Raw genomic sequence first — 20,425 nt, 5'->3', positions numbered from 1 at the left:
CGTTCCTTTATGCAATCAAGAGTCTTTGATGGGTCGCGAGCTTCAGACCACCCACATCAGAGCAGCGACGAAGACGCTGCCTGCGGAGAAGGTCATGGTTCGGGACGACCAGGTGTTGAACCAGCGCTGGAAGCTGGCGAGATCGCGGTTGAGCTTGGTCTTCTGGCGCGTCCAGGACTGCTGGTCCAGGCGGAAGAACACGTACACCTTCACCAGTGCGCCGACGATCTGGTTGTAATAGAGGATCAACGGATAAGCCGGACCGATCCTGTGGCCAGAGGCCAGCAGCAGCAGGGTCAGCACCAGCCGGGTGAGGCCGATCCACAGCAGATAGATCAGCAGGTAGGCAAAGCCATATTTGACGCTGGCGATGATCGCCACCGAGGGCCCGAGCAGGCTGGTCCACATGGACACCCGCTGGTCGAGCAGGACCACGCTGGTGAACACACCCAGGCGGCGTATGCCCAGGCCGAGCGCACGCGAGTTCTGCCGCAGGTTGTTGCCGTACCAGCGGAACATCAGCTTGCGGCTGGCCTTGATGAAGCTCTTCTCCGGCGGGTGTTCCACGGTATGGATGGAGGCATCCGGCACGTAGAAGGTGTCGTAGCCCAGGCGCATCAGGCTGTACCAGCTGGACTTGTCGTCGCCGGTAAGGAACTTGAAGCGCCCCAGACGCCAGTGCTCGAGATGGTCGTTCTCGACGTCGGCGATGAAGCCCGGATCGGTCACCACCTCGGCACGGAACACCGACATGCGCCCGGTCAGGGTCAACACGCGCTTGGACAGAGCCATCGAGCACATGTTGATGTGGCGCTGGGCGAAACGCAGCTTGTGCCACTCCTGCATGACGTAGCCGCCGCGCACCTCGCAGAACTCGTTGGTGGTGAGTCCGCCGAGGTTGTCGAACAGGGTGAAGTACGGTGCCGTCTGACGCACCACACCCGCGGAGAGCACGGTGTCACCATCCACCACGGCCACCACCGCGCGGTTATCCGGTTGGTGCCGGGAGATGGCGCGGAAGCCCTGGGCCAGCCCGTCACGCTTGCCGGTGCCGGGAATCCGCACAATGTCCAGGCGCACGCGAGCCGGCGGCTCCAGGCGGTTCCACAGGTTCTTGATCAGCAGCTCGTCTGATAGCTCGACGATCGAGCACACCACGGTGCTGGGGTAGCCACAATCGATCGCTTCCTGGATCACCGAGCGGTACACCGCGGCGGTGGTCAAGGCGTCGATACGAAAGCTGGTCACCAGCAGGTAGACGTGTGAAGGATCGGCCGCCTCGCCCAGCCGGCGCGCCTTGCGCCGATAGTGCGGGTAGACGATGTAGAGAAAGATGAGCCCGCGAACGTAATGGATCGCGCCCATCGAATAACGCCAGATGCCCACTGCGCCAAGTATCAGCAGGAAGTCCGTCGAATCCGGATCGAAGATGGTGTGTGGCAGCAGCAAGGCCATGCCACCCAACAGCGACAAATAGAACAGCCAGCCCGCGCCGTTGCGCAAGCGTCCTTGAAGACTTTCCATGGTTGCCAATCCCGTTTGGTTTACTGCTCTGCAACCGGGGGCGTCTTTATTGTTGTTGTAACGCCCGGTGCACATTTACCTGCAGCATTCGCTACCAGCAGAGGCCTTCTTTGACCTCGTCGCTGCACTGGCGCATGAAACCGACCAGGTCGATCAGCTTCTTGCCGGGCGGCAGTTGCTGGACCACGGTTTCGAACAGCTCGTCGCCGTTGCCGAGGACGATCACGTCGGCATCCGCCACGACCTGATTGAGGTCGGAGCGCAGCAGCGAGGAGACGTGGGGAATCTTCGATTCGATGTAGTCGCGGTTGGCACCATGGACGCGGGCGTATTCGACGTTGCGATCGAAGATCTTCAGGTCGAAGCCTTTGCCGATGAGCATCTCGGCCAGCTCCACCAGCGGGCTCTCGCGCAGGTCATCGGTACCGGCCTTGAAGCTCAGACCGAGCAGCGCGACCTTGCGCTTGTCCTGGCTGGCGATGAGGTTGTAGGCGTTGCGTACCTGGGCCTCGTTGCTGGGCATCAGAGCGCTGATCAGCGGCGACTCCACGTCGAGCTGGGTGGCACGGTAGTTCAGGGCACGTACATCCTTGGGCAGGCAGGAGCCACCGAAGGCGAAGCCGGGCTTCATGTAGTACTTGGACAGGTTGAGCTTGTGATCCTGGCAGATCACGTCCATCACTTCGCGACCATCGACCCCTACCGCCTTGGCGATGTTGCCGATCTCGTTGGCGAAGGTGATCTTGGTCGCGTGCCAGACGTTGCAGGTGTACTTGATCATCTCGGCGACCTCGACGGTCTTGCGGATGATCGGGGCATCCAGCTCGCTGTAGATCTCTTCCAGCAGGTCGCCGGAGGTCTGATCCAGCTCGCCGATCACGGTCATGGCGGGGAAATCGTAATCCTTGATCGCGGTGCTCTCGCGCAGGAACTCGGGGTTCACTGCAACACCGAAATCCTTGCCGGCCTTGAGACCGGAGTATTTCTCCAGAGTCGGAATCACCACATTGCGCAGGGTACCCGGCAGCACGGTGCTGCGGACCACCACGGTGTGGCGGCTGGTCTTCTCGGGGAGGACCTGAGCGATCTGCTGGCAGACTTCCTCGATGTAGGACACATCCAGATCGCCGTTACGCTTGCTCGGCGTCGGCGGCGCCAGGAAGGAGATATCGGTCTCCAGAATCGCCTCGCGCACGTCCAGTGTGCCGCGCAGCTTGCCGCTGCTCACGCCCTTCTGCAGCAGGTCTTCCAGCCCGGGCTCCACAATCGGCGACCGACCGCTGTTGATCAAATCGATCTTCAGCGGCGAAATGTCTACCCCAACGATCTGATGCCCTCTGGCCGACAGGCAACCAGCACACACAGCTCCTACATAGCCCAGCCCAAAGATGCTGATTCGCATTGGACGATCTCCTCCTTGCGTTGATCGATACAACAGCCCCATGGCTGCCGCCTACTTCGCGAGACCGGACTACAGGTACTGCACATTCCTCGGGTCTCTGTTACCACCGGGGGCTATCTTCCGTTCCAATTAAATTGATACAGGAATTGAAATAGTCCCGAGCAAAACAGATGCCTTGCGAAACAACAAAGTTCCGCAACAGGCAGGTTTAAAGTTATTTCTTTGAAAACAGTGACCTAGTTACCAGAGGTAACCGATCGAGCGCTTTGCGCGCGTCGTTTTTTTGGCACACACCCTTGGATGCGGCTCTAGGACGCAGCATACAAGGGATGAATTAGAAAGTAACACCTATTTTTTTGCGGTACTTCACGAAGTAAAAATAGAAGAATGTTATTCCCAAGAAGTCTATCGTCATTTTTATGACGCCAAATAAAAATCCGCTAGCGGGCAAATAAGCCATTATAAGAGCGCCAATTACCCAACAATAAGCAGCATCGATACATCGTCACGATGACCAAAAGGCAAGTTGCGCGAGACAGGATCACTTCAAATAAGTTTCATATATTTTTCGGCACGATTACTTATTCTGGAAGTTGCTTCGCATATAACGATTCCTACCCATGTGGACAGATCGAGCTCCCTTCGCCCGCCTCCCATCGCTAAACTTTCCCTTAGCGCGGCCGATGTGCCGAAGACAGCCATCCGTTCAAGAAGCGATTACGCATGCGAAACAACCAGCCCGTTACCCAGCGCGAGCGCACCTTCCCCGCCCAGCAACGCCTGATCTCCACCACCGACCTCAAGGGCCAGATCACCTACTGCAACCAGGCCTTCATAGAAGTCAGCGGCTTCGAGCGGGAGGAGTTGCTGCGGGCGCCGCACAACCTGGTGCGCCACCCGGATGTGCCGCCCGCGGTGTTCGAGCACATGTGGCAGACCCTGAAGAAGGGCCGCCCGTGGATGGGTGTGGTGAAGAACCGCAGCAAGAACGGCGACCACTACTGGGTCAACGCCTATGTCACGCCGATCCTGGAGAAGGGCCAGGTGGTGGGTTATGAGTCGGTGCGGGTCAAGCCCAGCGCCGAGCAGATCCGCCGCGCCGAGGCGCTGTACGCGCGGATCAACACCGGCAAGCCAGCCATCCCCATGACCGATCGCTGGCTGCCGGTGCTGCAGGCCTGGCTGCCATTCATCCTGATCAGCCAGATCGGCTTCCTTATCGGCCACTGGATCGGTTCTACCTGGGGCTTCCTGCTCGCGGCCCTGCTCTGCGTACCGCTGGGCCTGGCCGGTATCGGCTGGCAGACCCGTGGCGTCAAGCGCCTGCTGCGCCTCGCCGAGCAGACCACGTCCGACCCGCTGATCGCGCAGATGTACACCGACAGCCGCGGCGCCGAAGCCCGTCTAGAAATGGCCATGCTCAGCCAGGAGGCGCGCCTGCGCACCTGCCTGACCCGCCTGCAGGACACCGCCGAGCGCCTGACCAGCCAGGCCCAGCAGGCCGACCAGCTGGCACACAACAGCTCCGCGGGGCTGGAGCGCCAGCGGGTGGAAACCGAGCAGGTGGCCACCGCCATCAACGAGATGGCCGCCACCACCCTGGAAGTGGCCAGCAATGTGGCCCGCGCCGCCATCGCCACCCAGGAGGCCAACCGCCTTACCGGCGAAGGCCGCAACGTCGCCGCGGAAACCCGCAACGCCATCCAGCGCCTGTCGACCTCCGTCGGCGAGACCGGCGAGACCGTGTCGCGCCTGGCCCAGGACAGCAACGAGATCGGCGGCGTGGTCGATGTGATCAAGGGCATCGCCGACCAGACCAACCTGCTCGCGCTCAACGCGGCCATCGAGGCGGCGCGCGCCGGCGAGATGGGCCGCGGCTTCGCCGTGGTGGCTGACGAAGTGCGCTCGCTGGCCCAGCGCACAGCCGAATCCACCGGGCAAATCCATGCCCTGATCGCCAAGCTGCAACGCACCGCGGAGGAAGCGGTGATGACTATGGAGATCGGGCGCAAGCATGCCGACGAGGGCGTGGAGCGTGTGCAGCAGGCCGACCAGGCGCTGCAGGGCATCAGCGACGCGGTGGCCAACATCACCGATATGGCCAATCAGATCGCCGCCGCCGCCGAGGAACAGAGCGCGGTGGCCGACGAGATCAACCAGAACATCACCACTATCGCCCAGCTGGCCGACCAGACCGCCAGCGAAGCCCTCGGCACCGCCCAGCTCAGTAACGAGCTGACCACCACCGCCCGGGACCAGTACTCGCTGGTGGAGCGCTTCAACCGCTGATTGCTGCTGCGATAAAAAGGCCGATAACCCTCACGGGTTACCGGCCTTTTTCATTGCCGTGAATACAGGCCCCGGGGCAATCCCGTCGCGGGCTTCACCCACCCCACTCCGCACGCCCACCACGACCGGGTGCAACCCGCGGCTTCCAGAAGCCCAGCTCACTCACGCAAAAACGCCGCCACCACCTCAGCCGCACGCTGCAGATGTTGCTCATGGGAAAAACCTGAAACCTTCAGCGGCTTCAGATCATGGTCGGCCGCCGTCAGCCACTCGACGGTGATAGCGGGCGCCAGGTTGTAGCCACTCACCGTCTCGCGATTGCCCAGCGCATCGCGCTCGCCCTGAACGATCAACGCCCGCGTCTGCAGCTCGGCCAGATGCGCCACCCGCGGTTTCTCCGGCTTGCCTGCCGCATGGAAGGGATAGCCCAGGCAGACCAGCGCATCGACGCCCAGCTCGTCCGCCAGCAGGCTGGCCATGCGCCCGCCCATGGACTTGCCGCCGATGGCCAGCGGCCCGCTCACCCGCTCACGCACCTCGGCATACACCTGACGCCAGCACTCCAGCAACTGCGCCTGCGGATTGGGCGGACGCTTGCCGCCGCCCGCACGCCTCGCTGCCATATAGGGGAACTCGAAGCGCAACACGCTGACTCCGCGCGCCGCCAGCAGCTCGGCGATGCGCTGCATGAAGTCGCTGTCCATCGGCGCGCCGGCGCCGTGGGCGAGGATCAGGGTGACCTGCGACATTTCGTCCGCCCCGTTCCACAGCCATCCCCGCGCTCGGCATTGATCCTCGTCAATAACCATCAACTTGCCATTACCCATGCTTGCCCTGCTTTTCCTAACCGTGGATGGAAGCCCAACACATGAACACAACCAGCAGCACCGCCTACAACTATAAGGTGGTCCGCCAGTTCGCCATTATGACGGTGGTTTGGGGCATAGTCGGGATGGGGCTCGGCGTGTTCATCGCCGCCCAGCTGGCCTGGCCCGAACTGAACTTCAACCTGCCGTGGACCAGCTTCGGCCGGCTGCGCCCCCTGCACACCAACGCGGTGATCTTCGCCTTCGGCGGCTGTGCTCTGTTCGCCACCAGCTACTACTCGCTGCAACGCACCTGCCAGACCCGCCTGATCTCCGACAAGCTCGCCGCCTTCACCTTCTGGGGCTGGCAGCTGGTCATCGTCCTCGCCGCCATCAGCCTGCCATTGGGCTGGACCAGCTCCAAGGAATACGCCGAGCTGGAGTGGCCGATCGACATCCTGATCACCATCGTCTGGGTCGCCTACGCCCTGGTGTTCTTCGGCACTCTGCTCAAGCGCAGGACCAAGCACATCTATGTGGGCAACTGGTTCTTCGGCGGCTTTATCCTCACCGTGGCGATCCTGCACATCGTCAACAACCTGGAGCTGCCGGTCAGCCTGACCAAGTCCTACTCACTGTATGCCGGCGCCACCGACGCCATGGTCCAGTGGTGGTACGGCCACAACGCCGTGGGCTTCTTCCTCACCGCCGGCTTCCTCGGGATGATGTACTACTTCGTGCCCAAGCAGGCCGAACGCCCGGTGTACTCCTATCGCCTGTCCATCGTGCACTTCTGGGCGCTGATCACCCTGTACATCTGGGCCGGCCCGCACCACCTGCACTACACGGCATTGCCGGACTGGGCGCAAAGCCTGGGCATGGTCATGTCCCTGGTCCTGCTAGCTCCCAGCTGGGGCGGCATGATCAACGGCATGATGACCCTCTCCGGTGCCTGGCATAAGTTGCGCACCGACCCGATCCTGCGCTTCCTGGTGGTCTCCCTGGCGTTCTACGGCATGTCGACCTTCGAAGGCCCGATGATGGCGATCAAGACCGTCAACGCCCTGTCGCACTACACCGACTGGACCATCGGCCACGTACACGCCGGCGCGCTGGGCTGGGTAGCGATGATCTCCATCGGCTCGCTGTACCACCTGATCCCGAAAGTGTTCGGTCGCGAGCAGATGCACAGCCTGCCGCTGATCAACGCGCACTTCTGGCTCGCTACCATCGGTACCGTGCTGTACATCGCCTCCATGTGGGTCAACGGCATCACCCAGGGCCTGATGTGGCGCGCGGTGAATGACGACGGCACCCTCACCTACTCCTTCGTCGAGGCCCTCGAGGCCAGCCACCCGGGCTTCGTGATCCGCGTGGCCGGTGGCGCGATCTTCCTGCTCGGCATGCTCCTGATGGCCTGGAACACCTGGCTGACCGTGCGCGCCGCCAAGCCGGCCGAATACGACGCCGAAGCCCTGATCCCCGCGGAGGTCGCCCACTGATGAGCAGCAAGCACGAAATACTCGAGAAGAACGTCGGCCTGCTGGCCCTGATGATGGTCCTGGCGGTGAGCATCGGCGGTCTGACCCAGATCGTCCCGCTGTTCTTCCAGGACGTGGTCAACGAACCGGTCAAGGGCATGCAGCCCTACACCGCCCTGCAGTTGGAAGGCCGCGACATCTATATCAAGGAAGGCTGCGTCGGCTGCCACTCGCAGATGATCCGCCCGTTCCGCGCCGAGACCGAGCGCTACGGCCACTACTCCGTGGCCGGCGAAAGCGTCTGGGACCACCCATTCCTGTGGGGCTCCAAGCGTACCGGCCCGGACCTGGCCCGCGTCGGCGGTCGCTACTCGGACGACTGGCACCGTGCGCACCTTTATAACCCGCGCAACGTGGTGCCGGAGTCGAAGATGCCGGCCTACCCCTGGCTGGTCGAGAACAAGCTCGACGGCAAGGACAGCGGCGCCAAGATGCAGGCCCTGCGCACCCTCGGCGTGCCCTACAGCGATGCGGACATCGCCGGCGCCCAGGCGGCCGTGAAGGACAAGAGCGAGATGGAAGCGCTGGTCGCCTACCTGCAGGTGCTCGGCACCAGCCTGAAGAACAAGAGGTAATCGGACATGACCACTTTCTGGAGCTGGTACATCACCCTGCTCACCCTGGGCAGCCTGATCGCCCTGCTGTGGCTGCTGTTCGCCACCCGCAAGGGCCAGCGCCCCGGCACCACCGAAGAAACCCTGGGCCACGCCTTCGACGGCATCGAGGAATATGACAATCCGCTGCCCAAGTGGTGGTTCATGCTGTTCCTCGGCACGCTGATCTTCGCCGGCGCCTACCTGCTGCTCTACCCGGGCCTGGGCAACTTCGCCGGCAAGCTGCCGGGCTACGAAGGCGGCTGGACCCAGGTCAAGCAGTGGCAGCGCGAGATGGACAAGGCCGACAAGGAATACGGCCCGATCTACGCCAGCTACGCCAAGCTGCCGGTGGAGGCGGTCGCCCAGGACGAGCGCGCGCTGAAGATGGGCGGCCGCCTGTTCGCCTCCAACTGCTCGGTGTGCCACGGCTCCGACGCCAAGGGCGCCTATGGCTTCCCCAACCTGACCGACAGCGAGTGGCGCTGGGGCGGCGACGCGCAGGCGATCAAGCAGACCATCGCCAGCGGCCGCAGCGGCATGATGCCGCCACAAGCCGCGATGATCGGCGAGGACGGCGTGCGCAACGTCGCCGCCTACGTGCTCACCGAGCTGGCCGGGCGCAAACTGCCGGAAGGCGAGACTGCCGACATCGGCGCCGGGCAGAAGATCTTCGCCGGCACCTGCTTCGCCTGCCACGGCGCGGACGGCAAGGGCACCCCGAGCATGGGTGCACCGAACCTGACCAAGCCCAGCGCCTTCATCTATGGCAGCAGCTTTGCCCAGTTGCAGCAGACCATCCGCTACGGCCGCACCGGCCATATGCCGGCGCAGCTGGCGTATGTGGGCAGCGAAGACAAGGTTCATCTGCTGGCCGCCTACGTCTACAGCCTGTCGCAGAAACAGCCAGAGCTGGAGAAAACCCTGGCCCGCGAGTGACCCTTCCCTCCGCGGGTGCCGCCCGGCACCCGCGACCTCCTGCTAATGCGACCTGATGTCGCACCCTTCCTGACCGCCTGCACACCTCCGCGCCGGGTGTGGTCTAAGCTGCTGAACAGTCGCACCCGGTAACAATCCCAAGGCAATTCCCTCCTTGGAGCAGGGTTACCTCTGGTGCAAAAGACGGGTTCGACAGCGTTTACCGGCAGCTCAAAAGGCCGCTAAAACCTTGATCGCACAGGCGTCCGGCGTTGCAATGGGTACCTCATTTCTCCATACTTGCCGCCGATTTTTTACCCCTAAAAAACTCCATTAACCGTGGTACCCCTAGCATGAGCACAGCAATCAGTCAGACTGCTTATAACTATAAGGTGGTCCGCCAGTTCGCCGTTATGACGGTAATCTGGGGGGTCATCGGGATGGGTCTCGGAGTGTTCATCGCCGCACAGCTCGTGTGGCCGGAACTCAACCTGAACCTGCCGTGGACCAGCTTCGGCCGTCTGCGCCCGCTGCACACCAACGCGGTGATCTTCGCGTTTGGCGGCTGCGCCCTGTTCGCCACGTCCTACTACGTGGTTCAGCGCACCTGCCAGGCCCGCCTGATCTCCGACAGTCTGGCCGCCTTCACCTTCTGGGGTTGGCAAGCCGTGATCGTGCTGGCCGTGATCACCCTGCCGCTGGGCTACACCTCCTCCAAGGAGTACGCCGAGCTGGAGTGGCCGATCGACATCCTCCTGGGTGTGGTCTGGATCACCTACTGCGCGGTGTTCTTCGGCACCATCATCAAGCGCAAGACCAAGCACATCTATGTGGGCAACTGGTTCTTCGGTGCCTTCATCCTGGTCACCGCCATGCTGCACATCGTCAACAGCATGGAAATGCCGGTCACCCTGTTCAAGTCCTACTCGGTCTACGCAGGCGCCACCGATGCGATGGTCCAATGGTGGTACGGCCACAACGCCGTGGGCTTCTTCCTGACCACCGGCTTCCTGGGGATGATGTACTACTTCGTGCCCAAGCAGGCCGAGCGTCCGATCTACTCCTATCGCCTGTCCATCGTGCACTTCTGGGCGCTGATCACCCTGTACATCTGGGCCGGCCCGCACCACCTGCACTACACCGCCCTGCCAGACTGGGCCCAGTCCCTCGGCATGGCCATGTCCGTCATCCTCCTGGCTCCGAGCTGGGGCGGCATGATCAACGGCATGATGAGCCTGTCCGGCGCCTGGCATAAGCTGCGCAGCGACCCCATCCTGCGCTTCCTGGTCGTCTCCCTGGCGTTCTACGGCATGTCGACCTTCGAAGGCCCGATGATGGCGATCAAGACCGTCAACGCCCTGTCCCACTACACCGACTGGACCATCGGCCACGTACACGCCGGCGCCCTCGGCTGGGTAGCGATGATCTCCATCGGCTCGCTGTACCACCTGATCCCGAAAGTGTTCGGTCGCGAGCAGATGCACAGCATCGCTCTGATCAACGCGCACTTCTGGCTCGCCACCATCGGTACCGTGCTGTACATCGCCTCCATGTGGGTCAACGGCATCACCCAGGGCCTGATGTGGCGTGCGGTCCACGAAGACGGCACCCTCATGTACTCCTTCGTCGAAGCCCTGGAAGCCAGCCATGAAGGCTTCATGGTTCGCGCTCTCGGCGGTGCCTTCTTCGTTACCGGCATGCTGCTGATGGCCTACAACACCTGGCGTACCGTGCGTGCCGCTGACAAGAGCAAGTACGACGAAGCCGCCCTGATTCCTGCTGAGGTTGCGCACTGATGGCCGGTAGCAAACACGAGATATTCGAGAAGAACATCGGCCTGCTGGCCATCGGCATGGTCCTGGCCGTGAGCATCGGCGGTCTGACCCAGATCGTTCCACTGTTCTTCCAGGACGTCACCAACACCCCGGTGGAAGGCATGAAGCCCCGCACCGCCCTGGAGCTGGAAGGTCGTGACATCTATATCCGCGAAGGCTGCGTCGGCTGCCATTCGCAGATGATCCGCCCGTTCCGTGCCGAGACCGAGCGCTACGGCCACTACTCCGTAGCCGGCGAGAGCGTCTGGGACCACCCGTTCCTGTGGGGCTCCAAGCGTACCGGTCCGGACCTGGCCCGCGTCGGTGGTCGCTACTCGGACGACTGGCACCGTGCGCACCTGTACAACCCGCGCAACGTGGTTCCGGAATCGAAGATGCCGGCCTACCCGTGGCTGGTCGAGAACAAGCTCGACGGCAAGGACACTGCCGCCAAGATGGAAGCCCTGCGCGCCCTCGGCGTGCCCTACACCGACGAAGACATCGCCGGTGCTCGCGAAGCCGTCAAAGGCAAGACCGAGATGGACGCCATGGTGGCCTTCCTGCAAGGCCTGGGCACTTCTATCAAGAACAAACGGTAACGCGTGATGGATATCGGGATGATTCGCGGCATCGGCACGGCAGTGGTCTTCATCGCCTTCATCGGCGTGGTGCTCTGGGCCTACAGCAGCAGACGCAAGAGCAGCTTCGACGAAGCGGCCAACCTGCCCTTCGCCGACGACGTCCCGGCCAAAAAGCGTGACGAGCAAGATTCTGGGAGCAATAAAGAATGACTTTGTTCTGGAGTATTTACGTCAGCGTACTGAGCCTCGGCACCATCGTGGCTCTTACTGCGCTGATCTTCGGTATTCGCAAGGGCCAACGCCCCGAGACCACCGAAGACACCGTCGGCCATGCCTTCGACGGTATCGAGGAGTTCGATAACCCGCTGCCGAAGTGGTGGTTCATGCTGTTCATCGGCACCATCATCTTCGCCCTCGGCTACCTGGTCCTGTACCCGGGCCTGGGCAACTGGAAAGGCGTACTGCCGGGCTACAACGAAGCTGGCGACGGCAAGCCCTTCGCCAACGGCGAATCCGGCTGGACCGGTGTGCACCAGTGGGAAAAGGAAATGGTCCGCGCTGACAAGGAATACGCGCCGATCTACGCCAAGTTCGCCGGTCTGCCGATCGAGGAAGTGGCCAAGGACGAACAAGCCCTGAAAATGGGCGGTCGCCTGTTCGCCTCCAACTGCTCCGTGTGCCACGGCTCCGATGCCAAGGGCGCCTACGGCTTCCCCAACCTGACCGACAACGAGTGGCGCTGGGGCGGCAAGCCGGAAGACATCAAGCAGACCATCATCGGTGGCCGCCACGGCCAGATGCCGGCCCAGGCGCCGACCATCGGCGAGGAAGGCGTGCGTAACGTCGCCGCCTACGTGCTCACTGAACTGGCCGGCCGCAAGCTGCCGGAAGGCACCAAGGCCGACATCGCCGCCGGCAAGCAGGTGTTCGAGACCGTCTGCTTCGCCTGCCACACCAAGGAAGGCACCGGTACCCCGAGCATGGGCGCGCCGAACCTGACCAACCCGAGCGCCTTCATCTACGGCAGCAGCTACGCCCAGCTGCAGCAGACCATCCGTTACGGCCGCAGCGGCAACATGCCTGCCCAGCTGCCGTACGTGGGTAGCGAAGACAAGGTGCACCTGCTGGCCGCCTACGTGTACAGCCTGTCGCACGGCAAGACCGACGTAGCCGTCGAGAAGTAAGGCGTCACCCCGCCCGGGACGCGACCGCCGGTCGCACCCGGGCAACGCTCGATCAGGCGTACCATAGTGCCGTGAAATCCTGACTCCTTCGGCAAGTATCGACGGAGCACTCACCCAAGCCGTGGTACGACCCTGATGAGCGAACAGATTCCCGTCCGAAACATCACCCCTCCCCCGGCCAAGGGCGGCGAAACCGTCGACCTATACGCCAGCCGCGAAAAAATCTACACCCGCGCCTTCACCGGCCTGTTCCGCAACCTGCGTCTGAGCGGCGGAGCCTTTCTCTTCCTGCTCTACTTCGGCACCGTCTGGCTGAACTGGAACGACCGTCAGGCCGTCTGGTGGAACCTGCCGGAACGCAAATTCTTCATCTTCGGCGCCACCTTCTGGCCGCAGGACTTCATCCTGCTGTCGGCGCTGCTGATCATCGCCGCCTTCGGCCTGTTCTTCATCACCGTGTTCGCCGGCCGCGTCTGGTGTGGCTACACCTGCCCGCAGAGCGTGTGGACCTGGATCTTCATGTGGTGCGAGAAGATCACCGAGGGCGACCGCAACCAGCGCATGAAGCTGGACAAGCAGCCGATGAGCGCCGAGAAGTTCGCGCGCAAGGCGGCCAAGCACAGCCTGTGGATTCTGATCGGCCTGGTCACCGGCCTGACCTTCGTCGGCTACTTCTCGCCGATCCGCGAGCTGATCCCCAACCTGCTCAGTGGTGCGGCCGATGGCTGGGCCTACTTCTGGGTCGGCTTCTTCACCCTGGCCACCTATGGCAACGCCGGCTGGCTGCGCGAACAGGTGTGCATCTACATGTGCCCCTACGCGCGCTTCCAGAGCGTGATGTTCGACCAGGACACCCTGATCGTTTCCTACGACCCGCGCCGTGGCGAACACCGTGGGCCGCGCAAGAAGAACGCCGACTACAAGGCCGAGGGCCTGGGGGACTGCATCGACTGCACCATGTGCGTCCAGGTCTGCCCGACCGGCATCGACATCCGCGACGGCCTGCAGGTCGAATGCATCGGCTGCGCTGCGTGCATCGACGCCTGCGACAGCATCATGGACAAGATGGGCTACCCCAAGGGCCTGATCAGCTACACAACCGAACACAATCTATCGGGCCAGAAGACCCAACTGCTGCGCCCGCGCCTGATAGGCTACGCCGTCGTGCTGCTGGCCATGATGAGCCTGTTCGCCTGGGCCATCGCCAGCCGCTCGCTGGTGGAGGTGGACGTGCTCAAGGACCGCGTGCTGTTCCGCGAGAACGAACAGGGCCACATCGAGAACGTCTACACCGTGAAGCTGATGAACAAGGCCCAGCGCGACCTGACCTACCTGATCTCCGTCGAAGGCATCGACGGCCTCACGTACGAAGGCCGCAGCGAGATCAAGGCCTCCGCCGGCGAGGTGCTGTCGATTCCGGTGGAGCTGTCCATCGAGCCGGAGAAGCTGCCTTCCAGCGCCAATGAAATTCTGTTCAAGGTCCAGGCCTTGGAAGATCCCACCATCCACAGCGACGCCGACAGCCGATTCATCGGCCCCAGCGTGCGCTGAACACAGGTCACTCCATGTCGTCGCCTCAAACTCCGGTCAACCCCTGGTACAAAGAGCCCTGGGTCTGGTTCATCCTCGGCATCCTCGGCATGGCCGTGGTGCTGGGCACCAGCATGCTGGTGATCGCCACCAAGAACCCGCCGGGCCTGCTGTCGGACAACTACTACGACGTCGGCAAGGGCATCAACACCTCGCTGGAGCGCGAGGAGCTGGCCCAGCGCCTGAAGCTCAAGGCCGCCCTCACCCTGGACAACGAACGCGGCAGCGTCAGCCTGCAGCTGCAGGGTTACAGCAACCCGCCGCAGCTGGTGCTCAACCTGATCTCGCCGACCCAGCCGGAGCGCGACCGCCGCGTGGTGCTGCAGGCCCAGCCTGATGGCAGCTACGCCGGCAACCTGCTGGACGCCGTCGAGGGCCGTCGCTTCATCGAGCTGATCGGCCAGGAAGGCGGCAAGGACTGGCGCCTGTTCGAGGAAGAGAAGCTGGTCAGCGGCCAGCGCGTCCAGCTCGGCGAGTGATGTTCCAGCCCGCATGAGCAGCCCCCTTCCCTGCTACCACTGCGGCCTGCCGGTTCCTCCCGGCAGCCGTTTCGAGGCCCGCGTCCTGGATCAGCCGCGGGCCTTCTGCTGCCCGGGCTGCCAGGCCGTGGCCGAGGCCATCGTCGCCGGCGGGCTGGACAACTACTACCGCCACCGCAGCGACAGCGCGGTCAACCCGCAGAGCCTGCCCAAGGCCTTGCCCGACGAGCTGGCGCTGTATGACCGCGACGAAGTACAACAAGGCTTCGTCCAGCACCAGGGCGAACTCAGCGAGACCAGCCTGCTGATCGAAGGCATCAGCTGCGCCGCCTGTGGCTGGCTGATCGAGAAACACCTGCGCGGACTGCCGGGTGTGGCCGAGGCCAACCTCAACCTGTCCAACCAGCGTCTGCAGGTACGCTGGGCCGACAGCCAGGTACCGCTCAGCCAGCTGCTCGCCGAGCTGCGCCGCATCGGTTACGCCGGCCACCCCTGGCAGGCGGACGAGGCCAGCGAACGCCTGGCTGCGGAGAACCGCAAGGCGATGCGCCAGATCGGCGTCGCCGGCCTGCTGTGGATGCAGGTGATGATGGCTGCCATGGCCACCTGGCCGGAGTTCAACGTCGACCTGTCGCCGGAGCTGGACAAGATCCTGCGCTGGACCAGCCTGTTCCTCACCACGCCCATCGTCTTCTACTGCTGCGGCCAGTTCTTCCGCGGCGCCCTGCGCGACCTGCGCACGCGCCACCTGACCATGGACGTGTCGGTGTCGCTGGCCATCGGCGGCGCTTACGTGGCCGGCATCTGGTCCACCGTCACCGGCGTCGGCGAGTTGTATTTCGACGCAGTGGGCATGTTTGCCCTGTTCCTCCTCGCCGGCCGCTACCTGGAGCGACGTGCCCGCGAACGCACGGCGGCGGCCACCGCGCAGTTGGTCAGCCTGCTGCCGCCCTCGTGCCTGCGCCTGGACGACAACGGCCAGAGCCAGCGCATCCTGCTGCGCGAGCTGGCAGTCGGCGATCGCGTGCTGGTGCCGCCGGGTGCCCAGTTGCCGGCGGACGGGCGCATCGTCAGCGGCCAGTCCAGCGTCGACGAATCCCTCCTCACCGGTGAATACCTGCCTCTGGCCCGTAGTGAAGGCGATGTCGTCACCGCCGGCACGCTGAATGTCGAGGGCCCGCTGACCGTGCAGGTCGAGGCCCTCGGCAACGACACCCGCCTGTCCGCCATCGTGCGCCTGCTCGAACGCGCCCAGGCCGACAAGCCGCCGATGGCCGAGATGGCCGACCGCGTGGCCCAGTGGTTCCTGCTCATCGTGCTGGGCCTGGCCGCCGTGGTCGGCCTGATCTGGTGGCAGCTCGACAGCGAGCGGGCGTTCTGGATCGTGCTGTCGCTGCTGGTCGCCACCTGCCCCTGCGCCCTCTCCCTGGCCACCCCGACCGCGCTGACCACCGCCACCGGCAGCCTGCACAAGCTCGGCCTGCTGCTGACCCGTGGCCATGTGCTGGAAGGCCTGAAGCAGATCGACACGGTGATCTTCGACAAGACCGGCACCCTCAGCGAGGGCCGCCTGACCCTGGAGCGCATCGAGACCCTGCGCGAGCTGGACGCCGACGCCTGCCTGGCTCTGGCCGCCGCCCTCGAACACGGCTCCGAACACCCCATCGCCCGCGCCTTCGGCCACAGCAACCAGGGCGCCGAGCAACTGGCCAGCGAGCCCGGCCAGGGCCTGCAGGGCGTGGTCGACGGCCGCCGCCTGCGCATCGGCCAACCCGGCTATGTGGCGGCGCTGGCCGGCCGCGCGGCACCGGCCATTCCCGGCGAGCACGGCCAGTGGCTGCTGCTCGGCGACGAGCGCGGCCCGCTGGCCTGGTTCGTCCTCGGCGACCGCCTGCGCGAGGACGCTCCCGAGCTGCTCGCCGCCTGCCGTGCCCAGGGCTGGCAGATCATCCTGCTGTCCGGCGACAGCTCGCCCATGGTCGGCGAAGTAGCGCGCCAGCTCGGCATCGACGATGCCCGTGGCGGCCTCACCCCGGACGCCAAGCTGGCGGTACTCGAAGACCTGCACGCCCAGGGCCGCCGCGTACTGATGCTGGGTGACGGGGTCAACGACGTGCCGGTGCTGGCCGGCGCCGACATCAGCGTGGCCATGGGCAGCGCCACCGACCTGGCCAAGACCAGCGCCGACGCCGTGCTGCTGTCCAACCGCCTCGGCAGCCTGGTGCAGGCCTTTGCCCTGGCCCGCCGCACGCGGCGCATCATCATCGAGAACCTGGCCTGGGCGACTCTGTACAATGGCCTGGTGCTGCCGTTCGCCGCCCTCGGCTGGGTCACGCCGCTATGGGCCGCGCTCGGCATGTCGGCCAGTTCGCTGCTAGTGGTACTCAATGCCCTGCGCCTGGCACGCCTGTAGGGTGGATCGCGCCTCAGCGATCCACCAACCTGCAATGGTGGATGTACAAAGCCACATCCACCCTACGCCTGGTCCGCATCCGGAGACGCCATGTCCGCCATCTACATCCTGATTCCGATTGCCGTGGTCCTGGTCGGCTTCGCCATCTGGCTGTTCGTCTGGGCGGTGGACAACGGCCAGTACGACGACCTGGACAGCCCCGCCCACAGCATCCTGTTCGACGACGAAGACCCGCAGCACAAGGCCGCTATTGCCGAAGCCGACAAGGCCGAAGACAAGGACGAGCCACGTGCCTGAACTGGCGCCGCTGCTGGTTTCCGCGCTGATCCTCGGCCTGCTCGGCGGCGGCCATTGCCTGGGCATGTGCGGCGGCCTGATGGGCGCGCTGACCCTGGCCATTCCGCCGGAACAGCGCGCCCGACGCTTCCGTCTGCTGCTGGCCTACAACTTCGGGCGCATCCTCAGCTACACCACGGCCGGCCTGTTGATCGGCCTGGCCGGCTGGGCCGTGGCCAGCAGCCCGGCGGCCATGGTGCTACGGGTGATCGCTGCGCTGCTGCTGATCGCCATGGGCCTGTACCTGGCCGGCTGGTGGAGCGGCCTGACGCGCATCGAGGCCCTCGGCCGTCACCTCTGGCGCCACCTGCAACCCATCGCCAGCCGCCTGATGCCGGTCAGCAGCCTGCCGCGCGCACTGCTGCTCGGCGCCGTGTGGGGCTGGCTGCCCTGCGGCCTGGTCTACAGCACCCTGCTGTGGGCCTCCAGCCAGGGCTCACCGGCCGATAGTGCGCTGCTGATGCTGGCCTTCGGCCTCGGCACCTGGCCGGTGCTGCTGGCCACCGGCATGGCCGCCGAACGCCTGACCGCCCTGCTGCGCCAGCGCGGCGTGCGCATGGCCGGCGGTCTGCTGGTAATCCTGTTCGGCCTGTGGACCCTGCCCGGCCCGCACCAGCATTGGTTGATGGGACACTAGCGCCCAAGCAGGGGTAGCCTCTGACAGGCTCCTACGCGCCGACCTGATCTGAGTCAAAAAGCATCGCCGCCGCAATCCCTAGACTGGCCACATTGCCAATCCAGGGATCTCTCCATGCTCGACGCCATCCGCTGGGACGCCGACCTGATCCGCCGCCACGACCGGCCAGGCCCGCGCTACACCTCCTACCCCACCGCCGTGCAGTTCCATGGCGAGGTCGGCTCCTTCGACCTGCTGCACGCCCTGCGCGACAGCCGCAAGGCCCAGCGCCCGCTGTCGCTCTACGTGCACGTGCCGTTCTGCGCCAACATTTGTTACTACTGCGCCTGCAACAAGGTGATCACCAAGGACCGCGGCCGCGCCCTGCCCTATCTGGAGCGCCTGGAGCAGGAAATCACCCTGGTCTCGCGCCACCTGGACCAACGCCAGGTGGTCGAACAGTTGCATTTCGGCGGCGGCACCCCGACCTTCCTCAGCCACGACGAACTACGGCGGCTGATGGAACACATCCGCCAGCACTTCACCCTGCTGAACGACGACAGTGGCGACTACGGCATCGAGATCGACCCGCGCGAAGCCGACTGGTCGACCATGGGCCTGCTGCGCGAGCTGGGCTTCAACCGCGTCAGCCTCGGCGTGCAGGACCTCGACCCGGACGTGCAGCGCGCCATCAACCGCCTGCAGACCCTGGAACAGACCCGTGCCATCGTCGATGCGGCGCACGCCCTGCAATTCCGCTCGGTGAACATCGACCTGATCTATGGCCTGCCACTGCAAACGCCGGAGAGCTTCGCCCGCACCGTGGCCGAGGTGATCGCCCTGCAGCCGGACCGGCTCTCGGTGTTCAACTACGCGCACCTGCCGGAGCGCTTCATGCCGCAGCGGCGGATCAACGAAAACGAGCTGCCCAGCCCGACGCAGAAACTGGAGATGCTGCAGGGCAGCATCGAGCAGCTCACTGCCGCCGGCTACCGCTACATCGGCATGGATCATTTCGCCCTGCCCGACGACGAGCTGGCCATGGCCCAGGAAGACGGCACCCTGCAGCGCAACTTCCAGGGCTACACCACCCACGGCCACTGCGACCTGATCGGCCTGGGCGTGTCCGCCATCAGCCAGGTCGGCGACCTGTACAGCCAGAACAGCAGCGACCTGGCCAACTACCAGCAGAGCCTGGGCAACAGCCAACTGGCCACCCAGCGCGGCCTGCACTGCAACGAAGACGACCGCATCCGCCGCGCCGTGATCCAGGCACTGATCTGTCAGTTCCAGCTGAATTTCCGCGAGATCGAGGAGCGCTTCGCCATCGATTTTCGCAGCTACTTCTCGGCCATCTGGCCGCAGCTGCAGCAACTGGCCCGCGATGGTCTGATCGAGCTGAGCGAACACGGCATCGACGTGCGCCCGGCCGGCCGCCTGCTGGTGCGCTCGCTGTGCATGCTGTTCGACCACTATCTGGAGCAGCAGAACCAGCAGCGCTTCTCGCGGGTTATCTGAAATTCGGACAAGCCCACAGCCCGGATGCAATCCGGGAATGAATGAACCCCGCAATCCCGGATTTCATCCGGGCTACAGGTTGAGGCCATCGCCAGACTGACCGCCTGCATGAGCGGGTCATCGCTCAGCCAAGTAGCCCGGATGCAATCCGGGGGCGAACGAACCCGCAATCCCGGATTTCATACACGCCATAGGGTCAGGCCATCGCCAGACTGGCCGCCTGCATGCGCTGGTCATCGCTCAGACGCTTGTCTTTCAACGCCTCCACTAGGCTGGCCTGGGCCGTGCTGAGGGCGCCCTGCAGCGAGGCCAGTTCGCCGCGCAACATCTCCAGGCGCATCTGCTTGGCCTCCGGGTCCCCCGACTCGGCCATCAGCGCCTGCAGCTCGGCCTGCTTCTCGGCGATCTGCCGGCGCAGCTCGCGGATCATCTTGAGGATTTCCTTGATGTTGTCCGGCAGGTCGGCCTCGTCGATATCGTTGTTCTTCGGCGCGGCGGCGCGCACCTTGCCCAGTTCGGACAGGGTCACGCGCAGGCCGTCGCGCACTTCCTCCTCGCTGGCCACCACGCCCTCGGCGCGTGCTACCTGGCGCTGCACACCGAGCGACAGGCGCTCGACCAGGCCGTTCATGTCTACCCTCAGCATGGAATCTCCCTCGGCGCATTCTTCCACCGGGCTATCGGAAGGCGACGAAAAAACTTGAGCAAGCGGTCAGCCATGTCCCACCATCGAACCTAATCCCCCGCCGACCTTGGTCGGCCTGGTCCACCTGCGGCCCAATGGGTTAACCTTTGTCTTTGTGTGTGATCTCCACTCAGGG

At 64.3% G+C, this 20,425-nt stretch carries 18 protein-coding genes; 14 read left to right on the top strand and 4 right to left on the bottom strand.

Features of this window, described 5'->3' with window-relative positions; translation table 11 throughout:
• Nucleotides 1-42 precede the first annotated feature (42 nt).
• Nucleotides 43-1,524: a glycosyltransferase family 2 protein gene (locus N7607_RS17415; RefSeq protein WP_279866514.1), complete on the bottom strand. Its 1,482-nt coding sequence runs from the start codon at nucleotides 1,522-1,524 to the stop codon at nucleotides 43-45.
• A gap of 91 nt (nucleotides 1,525-1,615) precedes the next feature.
• Complete coding sequence (locus tag N7607_RS17410) at nucleotides 1,616-2,926, bottom strand: UDP-glucose/GDP-mannose dehydrogenase family protein (RefSeq protein ID WP_279866513.1); 1,311 nt, start codon at nucleotides 2,924-2,926, stop codon at nucleotides 1,616-1,618.
• Between the two features lie 723 nt (nucleotides 2,927-3,649).
• On the opposite strand from N7607_RS17410, the gene N7607_RS17405 reads away from it, so the two are divergent.
• Nucleotides 3,650-5,215 carry a PAS domain-containing methyl-accepting chemotaxis protein gene (locus N7607_RS17405; protein ID WP_279866512.1) on the top strand — a complete coding sequence of 522 codons (1,566 nt, stop codon included), beginning with the start codon at nucleotides 3,650-3,652 and terminating at the stop codon, nucleotides 5,213-5,215.
• Nucleotides 5,216-5,373: 158 nt separating this feature from the next.
• On the opposite strand, the gene N7607_RS17400 is transcribed toward N7607_RS17405, so the two are convergent.
• On the bottom strand, nucleotides 5,374-6,042 hold the full coding sequence (locus N7607_RS17400; RefSeq protein ID WP_347881177.1) for an alpha/beta fold hydrolase: 669 nt from the start codon (nucleotides 6,040-6,042) through the stop codon (nucleotides 5,374-5,376).
• Between the two features lie 41 nt (nucleotides 6,043-6,083).
• Here N7607_RS17400 and ccoN (N7607_RS17395) point away from each other — a divergent pair, with 41 nt between their 5' ends.
• The 13 genes from ccoN (N7607_RS17395) (at nucleotide 6,084) to hemN (ending at nucleotide 19,604) form a co-directional block, all read left to right on the top strand.
• A complete protein-coding gene (ccoN, locus tag N7607_RS17395; RefSeq protein ID WP_279866510.1) occupies nucleotides 6,084-7,523 on the top strand; it encodes a cytochrome-c oxidase, cbb3-type subunit I in 1,440 nt (479 codons plus the stop codon).
• A complete protein-coding gene (ccoO, locus tag N7607_RS17390) occupies nucleotides 7,523-8,137 on the top strand; it encodes a cytochrome-c oxidase, cbb3-type subunit II (RefSeq protein ID WP_279866509.1) in 615 nt (204 codons plus the stop codon). Before ccoN (N7607_RS17395) ends, ccoO (N7607_RS17390) begins: the two co-directional genes overlap by 1 nt.
• 6 nt (nucleotides 8,138-8,143) lie before the next feature.
• Complete coding sequence (ccoP, locus tag N7607_RS17385) at nucleotides 8,144-9,094, top strand: cytochrome-c oxidase, cbb3-type subunit III (RefSeq protein ID WP_279866508.1); 951 nt, start codon at nucleotides 8,144-8,146, stop codon at nucleotides 9,092-9,094.
• Nucleotides 9,095-9,426: 332 nt separating this feature from the next.
• On the top strand, nucleotides 9,427-10,869 hold the full coding sequence (ccoN, locus tag N7607_RS17380) for a cytochrome-c oxidase, cbb3-type subunit I (protein ID WP_279866507.1): 1,443 nt from the start codon (nucleotides 9,427-9,429) through the stop codon (nucleotides 10,867-10,869).
• Nucleotides 10,869-11,486, top strand: a complete 618-nt coding sequence (ccoO, locus tag N7607_RS17375; protein ID WP_137972949.1) for a cytochrome-c oxidase, cbb3-type subunit II — start codon at nucleotides 10,869-10,871, stop codon at nucleotides 11,484-11,486. The genes ccoN (N7607_RS17380) and ccoO (N7607_RS17375) overlap by 1 nt, the downstream gene beginning before the upstream one ends.
• 6 nt (nucleotides 11,487-11,492) lie before the next feature.
• A complete protein-coding gene (locus N7607_RS17370; protein ID WP_137972948.1) occupies nucleotides 11,493-11,678 on the top strand; it encodes a cbb3-type cytochrome c oxidase subunit 3 in 186 nt (61 codons plus the stop codon).
• Nucleotides 11,675-12,652, top strand: coding sequence for a cytochrome-c oxidase, cbb3-type subunit III (gene ccoP / locus N7607_RS17365; RefSeq protein ID WP_279866506.1), 978 nt, complete (start codon nucleotides 11,675-11,677; stop codon nucleotides 12,650-12,652). Before N7607_RS17370 ends, ccoP (N7607_RS17365) begins: the two co-directional genes overlap by 4 nt.
• 135 nt (nucleotides 12,653-12,787) lie before the next feature.
• Complete coding sequence (gene ccoG, locus N7607_RS17360) at nucleotides 12,788-14,203, top strand: cytochrome c oxidase accessory protein CcoG (RefSeq protein ID WP_279866505.1); 1,416 nt, start codon at nucleotides 12,788-12,790, stop codon at nucleotides 14,201-14,203.
• A gap of 14 nt (nucleotides 14,204-14,217) precedes the next feature.
• The gene (locus N7607_RS17355; RefSeq protein ID WP_137972945.1) at nucleotides 14,218-14,721 is read left to right on the top strand and encodes a FixH family protein; all 504 of its coding nucleotides are present in this window, start codon (nucleotides 14,218-14,220) and stop codon (nucleotides 14,719-14,721) included.
• A gap of 13 nt (nucleotides 14,722-14,734) precedes the next feature.
• Nucleotides 14,735-17,134, top strand: a complete 2,400-nt coding sequence (locus N7607_RS17350) for a heavy metal translocating P-type ATPase (protein WP_279866504.1) — start codon at nucleotides 14,735-14,737, stop codon at nucleotides 17,132-17,134.
• A gap of 90 nt (nucleotides 17,135-17,224) precedes the next feature.
• Entirely contained in the window at nucleotides 17,225-17,431 is a 207-nt protein-coding gene (ccoS, locus tag N7607_RS17345) for a cbb3-type cytochrome oxidase assembly protein CcoS (RefSeq protein ID WP_279866503.1), read from the top strand.
• A complete protein-coding gene (locus N7607_RS17340; protein WP_279866501.1) occupies nucleotides 17,424-18,107 on the top strand; it encodes a sulfite exporter TauE/SafE family protein in 684 nt (227 codons plus the stop codon). Before ccoS ends, N7607_RS17340 begins: the two co-directional genes overlap by 8 nt.
• Before the next feature lie 114 nt (nucleotides 18,108-18,221).
• Entirely contained in the window at nucleotides 18,222-19,604 is a 1,383-nt protein-coding gene (gene hemN, locus N7607_RS17335; RefSeq protein ID WP_279866500.1) for an oxygen-independent coproporphyrinogen III oxidase, read from the top strand.
• A gap of 196 nt (nucleotides 19,605-19,800) precedes the next feature.
• Here hemN and N7607_RS17330 read toward each other — a convergent pair whose 3' ends face one another.
• On the bottom strand, nucleotides 19,801-20,250 hold the full coding sequence (locus tag N7607_RS17330) for a hypothetical protein (RefSeq protein ID WP_279866499.1): 450 nt from the start codon (nucleotides 20,248-20,250) through the stop codon (nucleotides 19,801-19,803).
• Nucleotides 20,251-20,425: the final 175 nt, after the last annotated feature.

The sequence above is a fragment of the Pseudomonas sp. GD04019 genome (assembly GCF_029837695.1).
GTDB lineage: Bacteria > Pseudomonadota > Gammaproteobacteria > Pseudomonadales > Pseudomonadaceae > Aquipseudomonas.
The sequence above is the reverse complement of the archived record's forward strand: the minus strand, read 5'-3'. Positions and strand labels throughout refer to the sequence as shown.

What these genes read in the sequence shown, in the direction of transcription:
- ccoN (WP_279866510.1), top strand. Translation starts at nt 6,084, where the DNA reads ATGAACACAACCAGCAGCACCGCCTACAACTATAAGGTGGTCCGCCAG.
- N7607_RS17355 (WP_137972945.1), top strand. Translation starts at nt 14,218, where the DNA reads ATGTCGTCGCCTCAAACTCCGGTCAACCCCTGGTACAAAGAGCCCTGG.
- ccoN (WP_279866507.1), top strand. Translation starts at nt 9,427, where the DNA reads ATGAGCACAGCAATCAGTCAGACTGCTTATAACTATAAGGTGGTCCGC.
- ccoP (WP_279866506.1), top strand. Translation starts at nt 11,675, where the DNA reads ATGACTTTGTTCTGGAGTATTTACGTCAGCGTACTGAGCCTCGGCACC.
- ccoO (WP_137972949.1), top strand. Translation starts at nt 10,869, where the DNA reads ATGGCCGGTAGCAAACACGAGATATTCGAGAAGAACATCGGCCTGCTG.
- N7607_RS17330 (WP_279866499.1), bottom strand. Translation starts at nt 20,250, where the DNA reads ATGCTGAGGGTAGACATGAACGGCCTGGTCGAGCGCCTGTCGCTCGGT.
- ccoG (WP_279866505.1), top strand. Translation starts at nt 12,788, where the DNA reads ATGAGCGAACAGATTCCCGTCCGAAACATCACCCCTCCCCCGGCCAAG.
- N7607_RS17415 (WP_279866514.1), bottom strand. Translation starts at nt 1,524, where the DNA reads ATGGAAAGTCTTCAAGGACGCTTGCGCAACGGCGCGGGCTGGCTGTTC.
- N7607_RS17400 (WP_347881177.1), bottom strand. Translation starts at nt 6,042, where the DNA reads ATGGGTAATGGCAAGTTGATGGTTATTGACGAGGATCAATGCCGAGCG.
- hemN (WP_279866500.1), top strand. Translation starts at nt 18,222, where the DNA reads ATGCTCGACGCCATCCGCTGGGACGCCGACCTGATCCGCCGCCACGAC.
- N7607_RS17410 (WP_279866513.1), bottom strand. Translation starts at nt 2,926, where the DNA reads ATGCGAATCAGCATCTTTGGGCTGGGCTATGTAGGAGCTGTGTGTGCT.
- ccoO (WP_279866509.1), top strand. Translation starts at nt 7,523, where the DNA reads ATGAGCAGCAAGCACGAAATACTCGAGAAGAACGTCGGCCTGCTGGCC.
- N7607_RS17370 (WP_137972948.1), top strand. Translation starts at nt 11,493, where the DNA reads ATGGATATCGGGATGATTCGCGGCATCGGCACGGCAGTGGTCTTCATC.
- ccoS (WP_279866503.1), top strand. Translation starts at nt 17,225, where the DNA reads ATGTCCGCCATCTACATCCTGATTCCGATTGCCGTGGTCCTGGTCGGC.
- N7607_RS17350 (WP_279866504.1), top strand. Translation starts at nt 14,735, where the DNA reads ATGAGCAGCCCCCTTCCCTGCTACCACTGCGGCCTGCCGGTTCCTCCC.
- N7607_RS17405 (WP_279866512.1), top strand. Translation starts at nt 3,650, where the DNA reads ATGCGAAACAACCAGCCCGTTACCCAGCGCGAGCGCACCTTCCCCGCC.
- ccoP (WP_279866508.1), top strand. Translation starts at nt 8,144, where the DNA reads ATGACCACTTTCTGGAGCTGGTACATCACCCTGCTCACCCTGGGCAGC.